Genomic DNA, 16669 nt, shown 5'->3' with positions numbered 1-16669 from the left:
GTGCGTCTTGCGGTCTGGTGGCGACTGCGGGTGCGTTGTGGCTTGTCACCGCCCCGCGCCCCTTCGGGGCGCGTCTTCCTCCCCCTTTCTTTCGGATCCTCCAGAACGAGGTAAGTCATGTCTTCGTCCCGTCCGAGTAGACGTGCCGTTCTTGCTGCGAGCGCCGCCGTTGCCGCGGTCTCCGCCGTCTCTCTCTCCGGTACGGCGGCCCAGGCTGCCCAGGCGGCCTCGGCTGCCGCCGCGCCCGCCTACCGCTGGCGCACCGCCGTCATCGGGGGCACCGGATTCGTCACCGGCGTGCTCTTCCACCCGTCCGTCCGCGGTCTCGCCTACGCCCGGACCGACATCGGCGGCGCCTACCGGTGGGACGAGCGGGCCGCCCGCTGGACCGCGCTGACCGATCAACTCGGGTGGGACGACTGGAACCTCCTCGGTGTCGAGGCGATCGCGGTCGATCCCGCGCACCCCAACCGCGTCTACCTCTCCCTCGGCACCTACGCCCAGTCGTGGGCCGGGAACGGCGCGGTCCTGCGGTCCGAGGACCGGGGTGCGACCTGGGCCCGTACCGACCTGACCGTGAAACTCGGGGCCAACGAGGACGGGCGGGGCGCCGGCGAGCGGCTGCTCGTCGACCCGCGCGACAGTGACACCCTGTGGCTGGGCACCCGGCACGACGGACTGCTCAAGTCCACCGACCGGGGCGCCACCTGGGCAGCCGCGAGCACCTTCCCGGCCACCCCGAGCACGAGCGGCCAGGGCGTCACCTTCCTGGTCGCGGCCGGCCGTACCGTCTACGCCGGGTGGGGCGACGGCGACGGCAACGGAACCGCCGGTACGGCCAACCTGTACCGCACCTCCGACGGCACGACCTGGGAAGCCGTACCCGGACAGCCGGTCGGCACCACCTCCGCCAAGGTTCCGATCCGCGCCGCCTACGACAAGCACACCCGCGACCTGTACGTGACGTACGGCAACGCGCCCGGGCCCAACGGCCAGTCGGACGGGAGCGTGCACAGGCTGCGCACCACGACCGGCAGCTGGACGGACGTGACCCCGGTCAAGCCGGGCGGGACCACCACCGACGGCTCCGCCGACACCTTCGCCTATGGCGGAGTCGCCGTCGACGCCTGCCGGGCCGGGACCGTCGTCGTCTCCACCAACAACCGCTGGGCCGACATCGACACGGTGTTCCGCTCCACGAACGGCGGCCGTACCTGGACGTCCCTCAAGGACAGCGCTGTGTTCGACGTGTCCGAGACTCCTTTCCTCAAGTGGGGCAGCGACAAGCCGAAGTTCGGCTGGTGGATCCAGGCCCTTGCCCTCGACCCGTACGACTCCAGGCACATCGTGTACGGAACCGGCGCGACTCTCTACGGCACCCGTGACCTCAAGCACTGGGCCCCGCAGATCCGCGGCCTGGAGGAGACGTCCGTGCGCCAGCTGATCTCGCCCCCGGTCGGGGAGGCGCACCTGCTCAGCGGACTCGGGGACATCGGCGTGATGTACCACGAGCGGCTCACGGCGTCTCCGTCGCGCGGCATGGCGTCGAACCCCGTGTTCGGGTCGGCGACGGGACTCGCCCAGGCCGCGGCCAAGCCGTCGTACGTCGTCCGGACAGGGTGGGGCGACAACGGCAACGGGGCGTTCTCCCGCGACGGCGGGCGGAGCTGGGCGCCCTTCGCTGCCCAGCCCGACATCGCCAAGAACGCACCGGGGCCGATCGCCACCAACGCCGACGGCAGCGTGCTGCTGTGGACCTTCGTGCACTGGGACGGCACGAAGTACCCAGCCCACCGCTCCACGGACAACGGCACGACCTGGTCCGAGATCTCCTCCATCCCGAAGGGCGCCACGCCGGTCGCCGACCCGGCCGACCCGACGCACTTCTACGCATACGACACCGACACAGGAACGCTATACGCCAGCACTGACAGTGGCCTCTCGTTCACTGCGCGTGCGGTCGGGCTGCCCTCCGGCGACAGCCAGTTCGAGCTGGTCGCGGCGCCGGAAAGGTCCGGTGACCTGTGGCTGAGCGTCAAGTGGAACGGGCTCCACCGGTCCACCGACGGAGGGGTCACCTTCACCAAGGTCGCCAGCTGCTGGGCGTCGTACACGCTCGGGTTCGGCCGGGCCGCCGAGGGCGCCGCCTACCCGGCGATCTACCTGGTCGGTTCCACCGACACCATCACCGCCGTGTACCGCTCCGACGACGAGGCGAAGACCTGGACGCGGATCAACGACGACGCCCATCAGTGGGGGTGGACCGGCGAGGTGATCACCGGCGACCCGCGGATCCACGGCCGCGTCTACCTCGCCACCAACGGGCGGGGCATCCAGTACGGGGAGCCCGTCTGATGCCGGGGCTCGGTGACGCCACTCGGGGGCGGATCCTCTTCGGCGGCGACTACAACCCCGAGCAGTGGCCCGAGGAGACCTGGCACGAGGACGTCCGGCTGATGAAGGAGGCCGGCGTCAACTCCGTCACCCTCGGCGTCTTCTCCTGGGCGAAGCTCGAACCCAGGCCCGGAGCAAGGGAGTTCGGCTGGCTGGACCGGCTGATGGACCTGATGCACGACAACGGCATCGGCGTCGTCCTGGCCACGCCCACCTCCTCGCCGCCGCCCTGGATGGGCCGACTGCACCCGGAGACGCTGCCCGTCGCCGAGGACGGCCGGATCGAATGGTGGGGCGGGCGCCAGCACTTCTCGCACTCCAGCGCCGTCTACCGCCGCTACGCCGCCGCCATCACCGAGGACCTGGCCGCCCGCTACGGCGGCCATCCCGCCCTCACCATGTGGCACATCAACAACGAGTACTGCACCTACGACTGGGGCGACGAGTCGGCCGCCGCGTTCCGCCGCTGGCTGCAGGACCGGTACGGCACGCTGGACGGCCTCAACACCGCCTGGGGAACGGCGTTCTGGAGCCAGGGGTACAGCGACTGGTACGAGATCCTGCCGCCCCGCCTCCCGCACTACATGAGGAACCCCACCCAGGTACTCGACTTCAAACGCTTCACGTCCGACGCGCTCCTGGAGTGCTACCTCGCGGAACGCGACATCGTCCGCCGCCACACCCCGCACCTCCCGGTCACCACCAACTTCATGCCGATGTGGGTGGGACAGGACGCCTGGCGCTGGGCCCAGGAGGAGGACGTCGTCTCCGTCGACCTCTACCCCGACCCGCGTGACCCGTTGGGCGCCCAACAGGGCGCGCTCGTGCAGGACATGACCCGCTCGCAGGCGCGCGGCGCGTGGATGCTGATGGAGCAGGCGGCCGGTCCGGTCAACTGGCGGGGCGTCAACCACCCCAAGCCGCGCGGCCTCAACCGCCTCTGGTCGCTCCAGGCAGTGGCGCGCGGCGCCGACGCCGTCTGCTACTTCCAGTGGCGCCAGTCCCGGCAGGGCGCCGAGAAGTTCCACTCCGGCATGGTCAGCCACGCGGGTGAACACGGCCGTACCTTCCAGGAGGTAAAGCAGCTCGGCGTCGAACTCGCCGCCATCAGCGGTGAGGTGACGGGCAGTCATACTCCCGGCGACATCGCCGTTCTCCATGACTGGCACGCCTGGTGGGGCGGCGCCCAGGAGGGGCGGCTCTCCTCCGAGGCGGACTACCCACAGGTCGTACGGGCCTGGCACCGGGCCCTGTGGGAGGCGCACCTCGCCACGGACTTCGCCCATCCCGAGCACGACCTGTCGGCCTACCGGCTCGTCGTGGTACCGCAGTTGTACCTGCTCACGGACACGGCGATCGACAACCTCCTCGCCTATGTACGCGGCGGCGGCACCCTCGTCTGCGGTTTCCTGACCGGAGTCGCCGACGAGGACGACCGGGTCAGGCCCGGCGGCATGGACGCCCGGCTGCGCGAGCTCTTCGGGCTGCGCACCCTGCACGAGTGGTGGCCGCTGGACGCGGGTACGACCGTCGAAGTGGACGGCTTCCAAGGGCACCTGTGGTCCGAGGAACTGGAGGCCGACGACGCCGACGAGGTCACCCCGTACAAGGGCGGCGAACTCGACGGGCTGCCCGCGGTACTGCGCAAGGGGCGCGCCTGGTACCTCTCCACGCTCCCCGAGCCCGACGCGCTGCGGGATCTCCTCGCCCGGATCGGCGCCGACGCCGGCGTCCGACCGGTACTGGACGGGCTGCCCGCCGGGGTCGAGGCGGTCCGGCGCGGTGAGCTGCTCTTCGTGCTCAACCACGGGTCCGACCCGGTGACCGTCCAAGTGCCCGGTGTCCACCGGGACTTGCTGACCGGCGGCATCGTCCTGGACGAGGTCTCGCTGGGCCGGTACGGAGTGGCGGTGCTGAAGCCGTGACAGCCGGCGGACCCGTCCACGGAACCTGGGAAACACGCCCCGCGGCCCGCTGGGAGGACGGCTACCTGAGCGGCAACGGCCGCCATGGCGCCCTCGTGTTCGGCGACCCGGACGCCGACCGTGTCGTCGTCACGCACCACACCCTCGTCCGCCCGAACGGCAGCGAGCATGCCCGCCCGCCCCAGCTGGCGGACCAACTGGCCGCCCTCCAGGACCGGTTGCTGGCCGGGGATACCACGGCCGCCGAGAGCTTCACCGACGGGCGGGAGCTGCAATGGGTGCAGCCCTTCCACCCCGCGTTCCAGGTGCGGCTGCGCGGAGGAGCACCGACGGGGGAGGCGCGCGACTACCGGCGGTCCGTCGACTTCGCCAGTGGGGTCACCGAGGCCGAGTGTGCCGGGTGGCGCAGCCGGGTCTTCGTGTCCCGCGCGGACGACGTCATCGTCCAGTACGTCACCAGTGACACCGGCGGCCCTGGCCTCACCCTCGACATCGACCTCGACCACCGACTCCCGGGCGCCCCCGCGGAGTTGGGTGTCGGCCAGAGCGTGGTGCGCACCCCCGAGGGCGCTCTGCTCACCCTCCGCGCCCGGTACCCGGACAGCGACCGCGCGTACACCGGCGTGACCCTCGTCGTGTCCACGGGCGGCGGTACGACCCTGACTCCGCCCGGCGTGCGGGTAGAGGGCGCGGAGTCCGTGCTGCTGCTGACCCGGGTCGTCCGGCACCTCGGCGAACTGGACACGGTGGAGGACGCCCGGGCCCTGCGTGAACTGCTGCCGGACGCGGACGGTGAGCAGTGGTCGGGCGAGCAGGCCTACGACCGCCTCCTCGCCCGCCACACCCCCCTGCACGGCACCGCCTACCACCGCGTCACCCTCGACCTCGCCGCCGACGAGGCTGAACGCGCCTTGCCCGGCGCGGAGTTGCTCACCCGCGCCAAGAGCCCCGCCCTCCTGGAACGCCTCTTCGCCGCCGGCCGCTACCACCTGCTCTCCGCCAGCGGAATGCTCCCGCCCCGTCTGGTCGGCCTGTGGACCGGCGACTGGAACACCGCCTGGTCGGGAGCGTTCACCAACGACGCCAACCTCAACCTGCAGACCGCGTCGGCAGTGGCCGGCGCGCTCCCCGAAGTCACCGAGGCCCACGCCTCCCTGATCCATCGGCAGATCGGCGACTGGCGGGAGAACGCCCGCGCGATCTTCGGCGCCCGGGGCGTGGCCGCGCCCGCGCACACCGACGGCGAGTCCGGGCTGACGTACCACTTCGACCGTGAGTACCCGCTCCAGCTGTGGACGGCCGGCGCAGACTGGCTGCTCAAGCCGCTCGTCGACCACGACGACACCGAGGGCGTCCGTGATCCGCGCACGGCCGCCCTGCTCGCCGAAGTCGCGCTGTTCTACGAGGACTTCCTCACCCGGACCGATCCCCGCGCCGACGCCGACGGACAGCTCGTCGTCGTCCCCTCCTACTCGCCCGAGAACCGCCCGGCCAACGCGAGCTGGGGCACCGTCAACGCCGCCATGGACCTCTCGGCGGCCCGGCACGCCCTGCTCACCGCTGCCGACCATCACCCCGACGACCCCGAACGGGCAGATCGCTGGCGGGCGTTGGCCGACCGGCTGCCACCGCACCGTGTCAACGCCGACGGCGCGCTCGCCGAATGGGCGTGGCCCGGCCTCGACGACACCTACGACCACCGTCACCTCAGCCATCTCTACGGTGTCTGGCCCCTCGACGAGATCAACCCGTACGACACCCCAGACCTGGCCGCCGCCGCGTACCGCGCCCTCCAGCTCCGGGGCGCCGAGAACGACTCGGCCCACGGACACCTGCACCACGCGCTGATCGCGGCCCGCCTCCGTGACGGCGAACGGGTCACCCACGCCCTCGGTCAGGTGCTCGACGGCGACTTCTTCCACGCCTCGCTGATGAGCGCGCACTATCCGGGGCGGGATGTCTACAACGCGGACGCCGCCCACGCCCTGCCGGCGGTACTGATCGAGGCGCTCATCCAGTCGACCCCCGACCGGCTGGTCCTCCTGCCCGCGCTCCCGGCGGCCTGCCCCACGGGCCGACTCCGGGGCGTACGGACACGGTTCGGCGCCGAGGTCGACCTCGACTGGGGGCCGGGGCGTGGCCGGGCCGTCGTACGCCCCACCCGAACCCACCGGATCGACCTAAGGACTTCCTCCGGCGCACGAACGCTCGATCTCGTCGCCGGAGAAGACCGCGTCCTCGACCTGGGGCCGCGGTAACCGCACCAAGGAACAGCGCAACAGGAAACAGCACCCAACCCCCCACCCGCAATTTCCCCCCGCATTTCCCCCCACCCATGGAAGGGACACCATGGCATCACATACCCGCACCCTGAGCCGCATCACCAAGGCCCTACTGGCCCCCGCTCTCGCGCTCGGCGCCACCGTCGGTCTCGCCTCAGCCCCCGCCTCGGCCGCCGTCTGGAGCACCTGCGACCAGTGGGGCAACACCTCACTGAACGGCTACACCCTCTACAACAACATCTGGGGCTCCGGCGCCGGCAGCCAGTGCATCTGGGCCAACTCCGGTACCAACTGGGGCGTCAACGCCAACCACCCCAACACCGGCGGCATCAAGTCCTACCCCGACTCCAAGAAGGTGATCAACAAGACGATCACCTCGCTCGGTTCGCTCTCCAGCAGCTACAACGTCACGGTCCCGTCGTCCGGCGCGTACAACACGTCGTACGACATCTGGGACACCGACCACGACTACGAGATCATGCTCTGGGTCAACAAGACCGGAGCAGTCGGCCCGCTCGGCACCTCGCAGGGCAACGTAACGCTGGGCGGCCACAGCTGGACCGTCTACAAGGGCACCAACGGCGCGAACGAGGTCTTCTCGTTCATCCGCACCTCGAACTCGACGTCCGGCACGGTCAACGTCCTGCCGATCCTCAAGTGGATCAAGGACACCAAGGGCTGGTTCGGCAACGAGACGATCGGTGACGTGCAGTTCGGGTTCGAGATCACCTCGTCCTCCGGTGGACTGAACTTCACCACCAACAACCTGACGGTCAGCAGCAGCTGACGCAGGCGACCAGGTAGTCGGGCCGGGGCCGGCCGTGCCGTTCAGGCGCGGTCGACCTCGGCCCGAAGCGCGTTGTAGTCGGCGAAGGCCGCGTCTACATCGTCGGGGGTGAGCCCGTACCGGGCCAGGTCGTAGCGGTGGGGGCGACTGCCCTTGTGGCGGGTGGCGGCGTCGGGGAGCTGGGCGGCATCGGCGTCGGTCCAGCGGGCTCCGACGGCGGCGTAGAGCTTCGGGGCGCCCGCGGCGGGGTCGGAGCCGAGCCAGGAGTACGGCACGTCCACCACCGCCTCGCGGGGGATGCCGGCCCGGGCCGCGAGTCCGCGCTGCACGGAGCGGCTGAGCAGGTCGAGCCAGGTGGCGCCGAGGGCGTGCAGGTCGACCGTGCGCCGGGAGATGGCCATACCGCACTCGACCAGGCTGCAGAACGAGGCGACGGCCGTCGCCGGGTCGCGGTGGGTCCACACGAGCGTGGCATCGGGGAACACGGTGCGCAGGGCGTCGAGATTCCCGGTGTGCATGGGGGACTTGAGGATCCAGCGGCGGCGCGGCCGGCCGTACTGGAGCACCTGAAGGCACTCCTTGAGGTGGCGGTAGTCGGGGACGAAGTCCCGCCCGAACTGCTGGGCGTGGTACTCCGGCAGCCGGGCCTGGGACAGCGGCACCAGGGCGTGCGGCAGGAGGAAGGTGCACTCCTCGGGGCCCTCGGCGGTCATGGGGTGGATCTCGCGGAAGCGCGGGCTGAGCAGATACGTGCCGTCGAGCGTCCGGCGCGCGGTCGTGACCGCTTTCTGTCGCTCGCGGGGTGACGGTGCGAGGCCGGGGGCGAGCAGTTCCCACAGCCGGGGGCAGCGGTGATCGTCGGAGAGGGACAGCACGCCGTGGGTGAGCGTGGTGGCGGTGCGCGGGAGACCCACCACGAACACCGGCTTGTCGATGGGCTCTTGGGCGATGGCGGGATGCTCGGCGATCAGCCGCCGGATCCGGGCCCGGTTGGTGAGATGCCTGCGGACATGCGCCTGCGCGGACTGCCAGCCGACCGGCGACAGCTCCGCGTCGGCCGCCCACTCGGCGAGCAGCGGCCGAAAGCCGTCGACGAACCACTCGTCCCCGTCCGCCCGACCCGCCTTGTCGGCGATGCGGTCGAACACGCGGTCCGGGTGGCGCCGGGAACCCAACGCGGGCCGCAGTAACAGGTTGGCCAGCGTCAGAGGGAGGGGAGCGGCAGACACGAGGCAGGGTTCCTTTCCACCGGGGGAGGAGGACACGTTCACCGAACCAGTGTGCAAAACCCGGAAGTTGACGCCGTCACCACCCCTGCACCCGGCCGGTTCCGCGAGCCCCCGCCCCCCACATAGGGGCGCGGGGAACTGCGCGACAAGCCACGACGCACCCGGACCCGCCCCCGAACCGAAGCGCCCCGAACCGCCCCCCCCGGTGAGCCGGCCGTCGGCCGCTACTCGGCGATCGGGAGACTCGCCCCGTCCCGCAGGAACAGCGGGATACGGTCCAGCGGCGCGTCGACCGTCACGGCCGCCCCGCCCTCGTACGCCTCACCCGTCCACGCGTCCGTCCACGTCGCCCCCGCCGGAAGGTACGCCGTACGGCTCGTCGCGCCCGCCGTCAGGACCGGGGCGACCAGCAGGTCGGGGCCGAAGAGATAGGCGTCGTCGACCGACCACGTCGCCGGGTCGTCCGGGAACTCCAGGAGCAGCGGGCGCATCACCGGCAGCCCCTCCTCGTGCGCCTCGCGCATGACCCGCAGCACGTACGGCTTCAGGCGCTCCCGCAGATGGACGTACCGCTCCAGGATCGCGCCGGCCTTCTCACCGTACGACCACACCTCGTTGGGGCCGCCGGTCATGTCGGGGCCCAGCGGCATGCCCGGGTCGCGGAAGCCGTGCAGGCGCATCAGCGGGGACAGTGTGCCGAACTGGAACCAGCGGACCATCACCTCCTGGTACGCCGGGTCGTCCGGATCGCCGCCGTGGAAGCCGCCGATGTCGGTGTTCCACCAGGGGATGCCGGAGAGGGCGGTGTTGAGACCGGCCGCGATCTGGCGGCGCAGGGTCGGGAAGTCGACGCCGATGTCACCGGACCACAGGGCGGCGCCGTAGCGCTGACTGCCCGCCCACGCCGAACGGTTGAGGCTGATCACCTCGTCCTCGCCGGACGCGATCAGGCCCTCGTAGAAGGTGCGGGCGTTCTCGACCGGGTACAGGTTGCCGACCTCAAGGCCGGGGCCTGCCCAGTACCGCAGGTTCTCCGGGAAGCCCGGCTTCAGCTCCGGCTCGCAGGCGTCCAGCCAGAAGGCCGTGATGCCGTACGGGGCAAGGTAGTTGTCGCGGACCTTCGACCACACGAACTCGCGGGCCTCCGGGTTCGTCGCGTCGTAGAAGGCGACCTGGACGGTGGACGCGACGCCCTTGTCCGGCCAGTCGGCGTGCGCCATCGGGCCGTACTGCGTGCCGATGAAGTAGCCTCGCTGCTCCATGAGTTGGTGGTTCTCGGAGAGCGGCGACACCGAAGGCCAGACAGAGACGACGAGTTTGACGCCCATCTCCTCCAACTCGCGCACCATGGCAGCCGGGTCGGGCCACTCGGCCGGGTCGAACTTCCATTCGCCCAGATGCGTCCAGTGGAAGAAGTCGCACACGATGGCGCGCAACGGCAGCCCGCGCCGCTTGTACTCCCGTGCCACGTCGAGGAGTTCGTCCTGCGTGCGGTAACGCAGCTTGCACTGCCAGAAGCCCGCCGCCCACTCCGGCAGCATCGGCGTACGTCCCGTCACCGCGCTGTAGCGCCGCTGGGCGTCGGCCGGCTGTCCGGCGGTGATCCAGTAGTCGATCTGCCGGGCCGAATCCGCCACCCAGCGCGTCCCGTTGCCCGCGAGCTCCACCCGCCCGATCGCCGGACTGTTCCACAGCAGGGTGTAGCCGCGGCTGGAGGTGAGCACCGGCACGGACACCTCGGCGTTGCGCTGCACCAGGTCCAGCACGACACCCTTCTGGTCGAACAGACCGTGCTGATGCTGGCCGAGCCCGTACAGCTTCTCGTCCTCGTAGGCGGCGAACCGCTGCTCCAGCCGGTGGTAACCGTTGCCGACCGCCGTGTAGAGGCGCGAGCCCGGCCACCAGAAGTGCGCCCGCTCCTCGGCGAGCAGCTCGGCCGCGTCATCGGTGCGCAGAAAGCGGATCAGCCCCTCGGCGCTCACCTCGACGGTCAGCGCGCCGACGGTCAACTGCCCCTGCCCGTCCTCGATCTTGACGGTGTACGGCGTCGCCTCCGGCTCGTCCAGCAGGGCACCCGGAAGCCCCTCCAGGACGGGCCCGCCGAGCCGTGTCCGGACCCGGACCGCGTCCGGGCCCCAGGGCTCTATCCGTACGGTCTCCTGACGGCCGCTCCACTCCAGTGCGCCGTCCCGCTCACGGAACGTGCCGACGGTGGGGGAGGACTGCGCGAGGCTGACCGTGCCTGACGGGGGCCGGGTTTCGGCGGGCTGGTTCACGTGGCGGCTCCTGAAGGAAGGAGTGGGGAGGGAGTGGGGAGGGAGTGGCTGTGGGGGACCCGGCGCGGCTCTGGCGAACCGCTCCGGGACAGGCAGGGGCGCCCCAACGGCTGTGAGGTGTCCGGCCGTTGGGTGGTGTGGTGTTCGGTTGTGGTGGTCGGTTCCGGAGGAGGCCGTTGATGCGGGCGAGGGGCGAGGGGCGAGGTTCGAAGCGCGGTGAACAGGGAGTGCAGTGGATCAGGGCACAGGGTTCAGAGCACAGGGATCAGGGATCAGGGATCAGGGATCAGGGATCAGGGATCAGGGATCAGGAAGTGACCGGAGCCGGTCCCGTACTCGCCCGCACCGTCAACTCGGGTGCTATCAGAGCGACTTCGTCGCTCCCGTGCCCTTCGAGCTTCGCGATCAGCAGTTCCACCGCGCGGCGCCCCATCTCCTGCGCCGGAATGGCGACGGACGTCAGCCGCACCGAGGCCTGGGTGGCGACCTGGTCCGGGCAGACGGCGATGACCGACACGTCCTCCGGCACCGCCCGTCCCTGCTGGCGCAGCAGCGCGAGGAGTGGTTCGACCGCCGACTCGTTCTGCACGACGAACCCCGTGGTGCCCGGCCGTTCGTCGAAGATCCGGGCCAGGGTCACCGTCATCGCGTCGTACCCGCCCTCGCACGGCCGGTGCAGCACCCGCACCCCCAACCCCCTTGACCGGGACCGGAGTCCGTCGAGCGTGCGCTCGGCGAAACCGGTGTGCCGTTCGTAGACCGCGGGCGCCTCGCCGATGACAGCGATGTCGCGGTGCCCGAGCTTCGCGAGGTGCTCGGCGCACAGTGCGCCAGTGGCCCCGAAGTCGAGGTCGACGCAGGTCAGGCCCTCGGTGGCGGCCGGCAGTCCGATGAGCACGGACGGCTGGTCCGTCCCGCGCAGCAACGGCAGCCGCTCGTCGTCGAGTTCGACGTCCATCAGGATCATCGCGTCGGCGAGCCCGCTGCCGGTCACCCTGCGCACGGCGTCGGGGCCCTCCTCGCCGGTGAGCAGGAGCACGTCGTACCCATGGGTGCGGGCGTTGGTGGCGACCGCGATGGCGATCTCCATCATCACCGGCACGTACATGTCCGTACGCAGCGGGACCATCAGGGCGATGATGTTGGAACGGTTGCTCGCCAGCGCCCGGGCGCCCGCGTTCGGGTGGTAGCCGAGCTGTTGGATGCTCTGCTCGACCCGCTGCCGGGTGCCCGCGGAGATGGACCGCTTGCCGCTGAGGACATAGCTCACCGTGCTCGCCGAGACTCCGGCGTGCTGGGCGACCTCGGCGAGAGTGACCATCCAGCTCTCCAAGCGTTGTGTGAAGCGCTTCGACAGTGCGCGTAACGGATACAGTGACGGATAACAGCGAGTGAGGGGTGGAACGACAGTATCCCCACCCGGGGTGGGTGTCCATATGTTGTCGAAGCGCTTCGACAAGGTTTCTCGGACCTCTTTCGGCCACCACGGCAACTTTCGCACCCTGCGGCGGCCGCTGGGGAGTGTCTGGGCGAAACGGCGTCCGGAACGACCTCCATGCAACACCGCAGACCGCGCCTCTCCGGGAAGGTCCGCGGACTGGCCGGACCGGCCCAGCGGTGAGATGAGGATCTGCCCGGCCGGATGGCCGCGCGCGGACTGGTGAGGTTGCCCGTAATCGGGTACCAACGATCGAGTAGCACCGATCAGTAACGTACGGTCCTCAAGATCCCGATTCGCGGCGAGGTGTGCCTCATGTCCGCAAGCCCAGTCAAGCCCACCACCCAACCCACCGCCCAACCCCCCGCCAAACCCACCGTCACCGAGCGAGAAGCCCGCGAGGTGGCGGAGGCCGCCCGGGAGCAGGGCTGGCGCAAGCCCAGCTTCGCCAAGGAGCTGTTCCTCGGCCGCTTCCGGCTCGACCTCATCCACCCGCACCCGCTCCCGCCCGCCGAGGACACACGGCGCGGTGAGGAGTTCCTCGCCAGGCTGCGCGACTTCTGCGAGACGAAGATCGACGCGGCCCGCATCGAGCGCGAGGCGCGGATCCCCGACGAGGTCGTGAACGGGCTCAAGGAGCTCGGCGCTCTCGGCATGAAGATCGACACCAAGTACGGCGGCCTCGGCCTCACCCAGGTGTACTACAACAAGGCCCTCGCCCTGGTCGGCTCCGCGAACCCGGCGCTCGGCGCGCTGCTCTCCGCCCATCAGTCGATCGGCGTACCGCAGCCGCTGAAGCTGTTCGGCACCCAGGAACAGAAGGACGAGTTCCTGCCGCGCTGCGCCCGCACCGACATCTCCGCGTTCCTGCTGACCGAGCCGGACGTCGGCTCCGACCCGGCGCGGCTCGCCACCAGCGCGGTACCGGACGGCGACGACTACATCCTGGACGGGGTCAAGCTCTGGACGACCAACGGAGTCGTCGCCGACCTCCTCGTCGTCATGGCCCGCGTACCGAAGTCCGAGGGGCACAAGGGCGGCATCACCGCGTTCGTCGTCGAGGCCGCCTCCGAGGGCGTCACCGTCGAGCACCGCAACGCCTTCATGGGCCTGCGCGGCCTGGAGAACGGCGTCACCCGCCTCCACCAGGTGCGCGTCCCGGCCGCCAACCGGATCGGCCCCGAGGGAGCGGGCCTCAAGATCGCCCTGACAACCCTGAACACGGGCCGTCTGTCGCTGCCCGCGATGTGCGTGGGCGCCGGCAAGTGGTGCCTGAAGATCGCCCGGGAATGGTCGGGCGTACGGGAGCAGTGGGGCAGGCCGGTCGCGCTGCACGAGGCGGTCGGCGCGAAGATCAGCTTCATCGCGGCCACCACCTTCGCCCTGGAAGCCGTTGTGGACCTTTCCTCCCAGATGGCCGACGAGAACCGCAACGACATCCGCATCGAGGCCGCCCTCGCCAAGCTGTACGGCTCGGAGATGGCCTGGCTGATGGCCGACGAACTCGTCCAGATCCGCGGCGGACGCGGCTTCGAGACCGCCGAGTCGCTCGCGGCTCGCGGAGAACGGGCGGTCCCCGCCGAACAGATGCTGCGCGACCTGCGGATCAACCGTATCTTCGAGGGCTCGACGGAGATCATGCACCTGCTGATCGCCCGCGAGGCAGTCGACGCCCATCTGACGGTCGCGGGCGACCTCATCGACCCCGACAAGTCGCTGTCGGACAAGGCGAGGGCGGGCGCGAACGCTGGTGTCTTCTACGCCAAATGGCTGCCGAAGCTCGTCGCGGGCGCCGGTCAACTCCCGGGCTCCTACGGTGAGTTCAAGCGTGAGGTCGACCTGTCCCCGCATCTGCGGTACGTCGAGCGCAGTGCCCGCAAGCTGGCCCGCTCCACCTTCTACGCCATGTCCCGCTGGCAGGGCCGGATGGAGACCAAGCAGGGCTTCCTCGGCCGGATCGTCGACATCGGCGCCGAACTGTTCGCGATGAGCGCGGCCTGCGTACGCGCCGAACTCCTGCGCTCCCAGGGCCATAACGGCCGCGAGGCCTATCAACTCGCCGACGTCTTCTGCCGCCAGGCCCGCGTCCGCGTCGAGGAACTCTTCGGCCGCCTGTGGACCAACACCGACGACCTGGACCGCGCGGTGGTCAAGGGCGTCCTCGCCGGCACATACACCTGGCTGGAGGAGGGCGTCGTCGACCTCTCCGGGGAGGGCCCCTGGATCGCGGACGCCACACCGGGCCCGACGAACCAGGAGAACGTCCACCGCCCCATCCGCTGACACCTGTGCCCCGTGCCCCTTGGAGACGCAGAGCGTCTCCAAGGGGCACGGGGCTGGGGCTCTGTCTGATCGCGGCTCGGCCGCGACAAGCCCCCACTACCCGCAGGCGACGAACCGCCTGTCCAGCGGAGCTAACACCACTTGTCGCTGGGGTCGCTCGTCTTCCACTTGCAGTCGTCGACCTTCGCCCCGTTCGCTCTCGTCAGGATCGCCGTGTCGCTGGTGTTGTTCCAGACGTACGCGCGCCGCTTCTGGAACTTGGACGCAGCGGTGTCTGTCCCCTTGCCCGTGTGGACCTTCATGGTCTTGCCCGCGCCGATCTTCAGATTGGCGAAGGTGTACTTGTGATTGGCGACGTCCTTCAGGATCCAGCCCTTGAGCGATATGGACGCCGAGCTGGTGTTCTTGATCTCCACCCACTCCCCGTTGAGCGAGGCGTTGGAGCCGGTGTCCGAACCCGGACTGTCGAACCACACGTGCCGGATGACCACACCGCCGGCCGCCTCGGCCGGAGTGCTGAGAACCGCGCCGGTCAGGGCAACGGCGCCCGCGAGCGCGGGCAGGGCAGCGCGTCGAATGCGCATCGAGATCCCCCCAGGATTTCGTCCACGACTGACCGGTCGTCCACCGGCCAGAGCAGAAGTGTTATCACATGATCTGTGTGCGAGTTTCACTTATGGACAATCACCCGAGGGACTCCGTGTCCTCACTGTCGGTGGCAGCGGCCACAATGGAGAGATGACCGACAGTCCAGCCCCACTCGCAGACCCGCACCTCGTCTTCGACCCCGTCGCCGGAGACGGCTCCAGGGACGTGGTGATCCTCGGTTCCACCGGGTCGATCGGCACCCAGGCCATCGATCTCGTGCTGCGCAACCCGGACCGCTTCCGGGTCACCGGGCTCTCCGCCGCGGGCGGTCGGATCGCGCTCCTCGCCGAGCAGGCGCACCAGCTGCGCGTGCGCACGGTCGCGGTGGCGCGCGAGGACGCCGTACCGGCCCTGCGCGAGGCGCTGAGCGCGCGGTACGGCGCAGGGGAGCCGCTCCCCGAGATCCTCGCCGGACCGGAGGCGGCCACCCACCTCGCCGCCACCGACTGCCACACGGTGTTGAACGGCATCACCGGATCGATCGGTCTCGCCCCCACCCTCGCCGCCCTGGAGGCCGGTCGTACCCTCGCGCTCGCCAACAAGGAGTCGCTCATCGTCGGCGGCCCGCTGGTCAAGGCGCTCGCCAAGCCGGGCCAGATCATCCCGGTCGACTCCGAGCATGCGGCCCTGTTCCAGGCCCTGGCGGCCGGCACCCGCTCCGATGTGCGCAAACTCGTGGTCACGGCGTCCGGCGGCCCCTTCCGCGGCCGTACGAAGGCCCAGCTGGCCGACGTGACGGTCGAGGACGCGCTCGCGCACCCCACCTGGGCGATGGGTCCGGTGATCACGATCAACTCCGCGACGCTCGTCAACAAGGGCCTGGAGGTGATCGAGGCACACCTCCTCTACGACATTCCCTTCGATCGCATTGAGGTGGTCGTGCACCCGCAGTCGTATGTCCACTCGATGGTTGAGTTCACGGACGGATCGACACTGGCGCAGGCCACGCCCCCCGACATGCGCGGCCCCATCGCGATCGGCCTCGGCTGGCCGGAGCGCGTCCCGGACGCGGCACCCGCGTTCGACTGGAGCAAGGCGTCGACGTGGGAGTTCTTCCCGCTCGACACCGAGGCGTTCCCGTCGGTCGGCCTGGCCCGGCACGTCGGGCAGCTCGCGGGCACGGCCCCCGCGGTGTTCAATGCGGCGAACGAGGAGTGCGTGGAGGCGTTCCGCAGCGGCGGACTGCCTTTCAACGGAATCATGGAGACCGTGACCAGGGTGGTCGAGGAGCACGGCACACCTTGTACGGGAACTTCCCTGACCGTGGCGGACGTACTTGAGGCGGAGACCTGGGCCCGGACGAGGGCCCGGGAACTGGCACACCAGATGAAGACACACCAGACACTGCAGACGCAGACACAGCAAGCGAAGACACAGCAAGCGGCGGAGGCCCGTGCATGACGACAC

Annotated in this window: 10 protein-coding genes; 6 read left to right on the top strand and 4 right to left on the bottom strand. The window is 70.2% G+C overall.

What is annotated here, in order from left to right:
• Positions 1-117 precede the first annotated feature (117 nt).
• The 4 genes from OG734_RS11880 (at position 118) to OG734_RS11865 (ending at position 7388) form a co-directional block, all read left to right on the top strand.
• Positions 118-2355: a 1,4-beta-glucanase gene (locus tag OG734_RS11880; RefSeq protein WP_330287463.1), complete on the top strand. Its 2238-nt coding sequence runs from the start codon at positions 118-120 to the stop codon at positions 2353-2355.
• On the top strand, positions 2355-4319 hold the full coding sequence (locus OG734_RS11875) for a beta-galactosidase (RefSeq protein ID WP_330287462.1): 1965 nt from the start codon (positions 2355-2357) through the stop codon (positions 4317-4319). Before OG734_RS11880 ends, OG734_RS11875 begins: the two co-directional genes overlap by 1 nt.
• The gene (locus OG734_RS11870) at positions 4316-6577 is read left to right on the top strand and encodes a glycosyl hydrolase family 95 catalytic domain-containing protein (RefSeq protein WP_330287461.1); all 2262 of its coding nucleotides are present in this window, start codon (positions 4316-4318) and stop codon (positions 6575-6577) included. The genes OG734_RS11875 and OG734_RS11870 overlap by 4 nt, the downstream gene beginning before the upstream one ends.
• Before the next feature lie 91 nt (positions 6578-6668).
• The gene (locus tag OG734_RS11865; RefSeq protein ID WP_330287460.1) at positions 6669-7388 is read left to right on the top strand and encodes a glycoside hydrolase family 12 protein; all 720 of its coding nucleotides are present in this window, start codon (positions 6669-6671) and stop codon (positions 7386-7388) included.
• 41 nt (positions 7389-7429) lie between these two features.
• On the opposite strand, the gene OG734_RS11860 is transcribed toward OG734_RS11865, so the two are convergent.
• From OG734_RS11860 to OG734_RS11850, 3 genes are all read right to left on the bottom strand, one after another.
• Positions 7430-8617 carry a sulfotransferase family protein gene (locus OG734_RS11860; protein WP_330287459.1) on the bottom strand — a complete coding sequence of 396 codons (1188 nt, stop codon included), beginning with the start codon at positions 8615-8617 and terminating at the stop codon, positions 7430-7432.
• 224 nt (positions 8618-8841) lie between these two features.
• On the bottom strand, positions 8842-10893 hold the full coding sequence (locus tag OG734_RS11855; RefSeq protein WP_330287458.1) for a glycoside hydrolase family 31 protein: 2052 nt from the start codon (positions 10891-10893) through the stop codon (positions 8842-8844).
• 307 nt (positions 10894-11200) lie between these two features.
• Entirely contained in the window at positions 11201-12214 is a 1014-nt protein-coding gene (locus OG734_RS11850) for a LacI family DNA-binding transcriptional regulator (protein ID WP_330287457.1), read from the bottom strand.
• A 432-nt stretch (positions 12215-12646) separates the two neighbouring features.
• Between OG734_RS11850 and OG734_RS11845 the strand changes: the two genes are divergently transcribed.
• Positions 12647-14614, top strand: a complete 1968-nt coding sequence (locus OG734_RS11845; RefSeq protein WP_330287456.1) for an acyl-CoA dehydrogenase family protein — start codon at positions 12647-12649, stop codon at positions 14612-14614.
• A 131-nt stretch (positions 14615-14745) separates the two neighbouring features.
• Here the strand turns inward: OG734_RS11845 and OG734_RS11840 are convergent, their stop codons facing one another.
• The gene (locus OG734_RS11840; RefSeq protein WP_330287455.1) at positions 14746-15198 is read right to left on the bottom strand and encodes a lamin tail domain-containing protein; all 453 of its coding nucleotides are present in this window, start codon (positions 15196-15198) and stop codon (positions 14746-14748) included.
• A 154-nt stretch (positions 15199-15352) separates the two neighbouring features.
• Here OG734_RS11840 and dxr point away from each other — a divergent pair, with 154 nt between their 5' ends.
• Positions 15353-16663 (top strand): 1-deoxy-D-xylulose-5-phosphate reductoisomerase, encoded by a 1311-nt coding sequence (gene dxr / locus OG734_RS11835; protein WP_330287454.1) that lies wholly within the window; start codon positions 15353-15355, stop codon positions 16661-16663.
• The last annotated feature ends 6 nt before the right edge of the window (positions 16664-16669 follow it).

The sequence above is a fragment of the Streptomyces sp. NBC_00576 genome (genome assembly GCF_036345175.1).
Lineage (GTDB): Bacteria > Actinomycetota > Actinomycetes > Streptomycetales > Streptomycetaceae > Streptomyces.
Note: the sequence above shows the minus strand (reverse complement) of the source record. Positions and strands in the feature narration are given on the sequence as shown.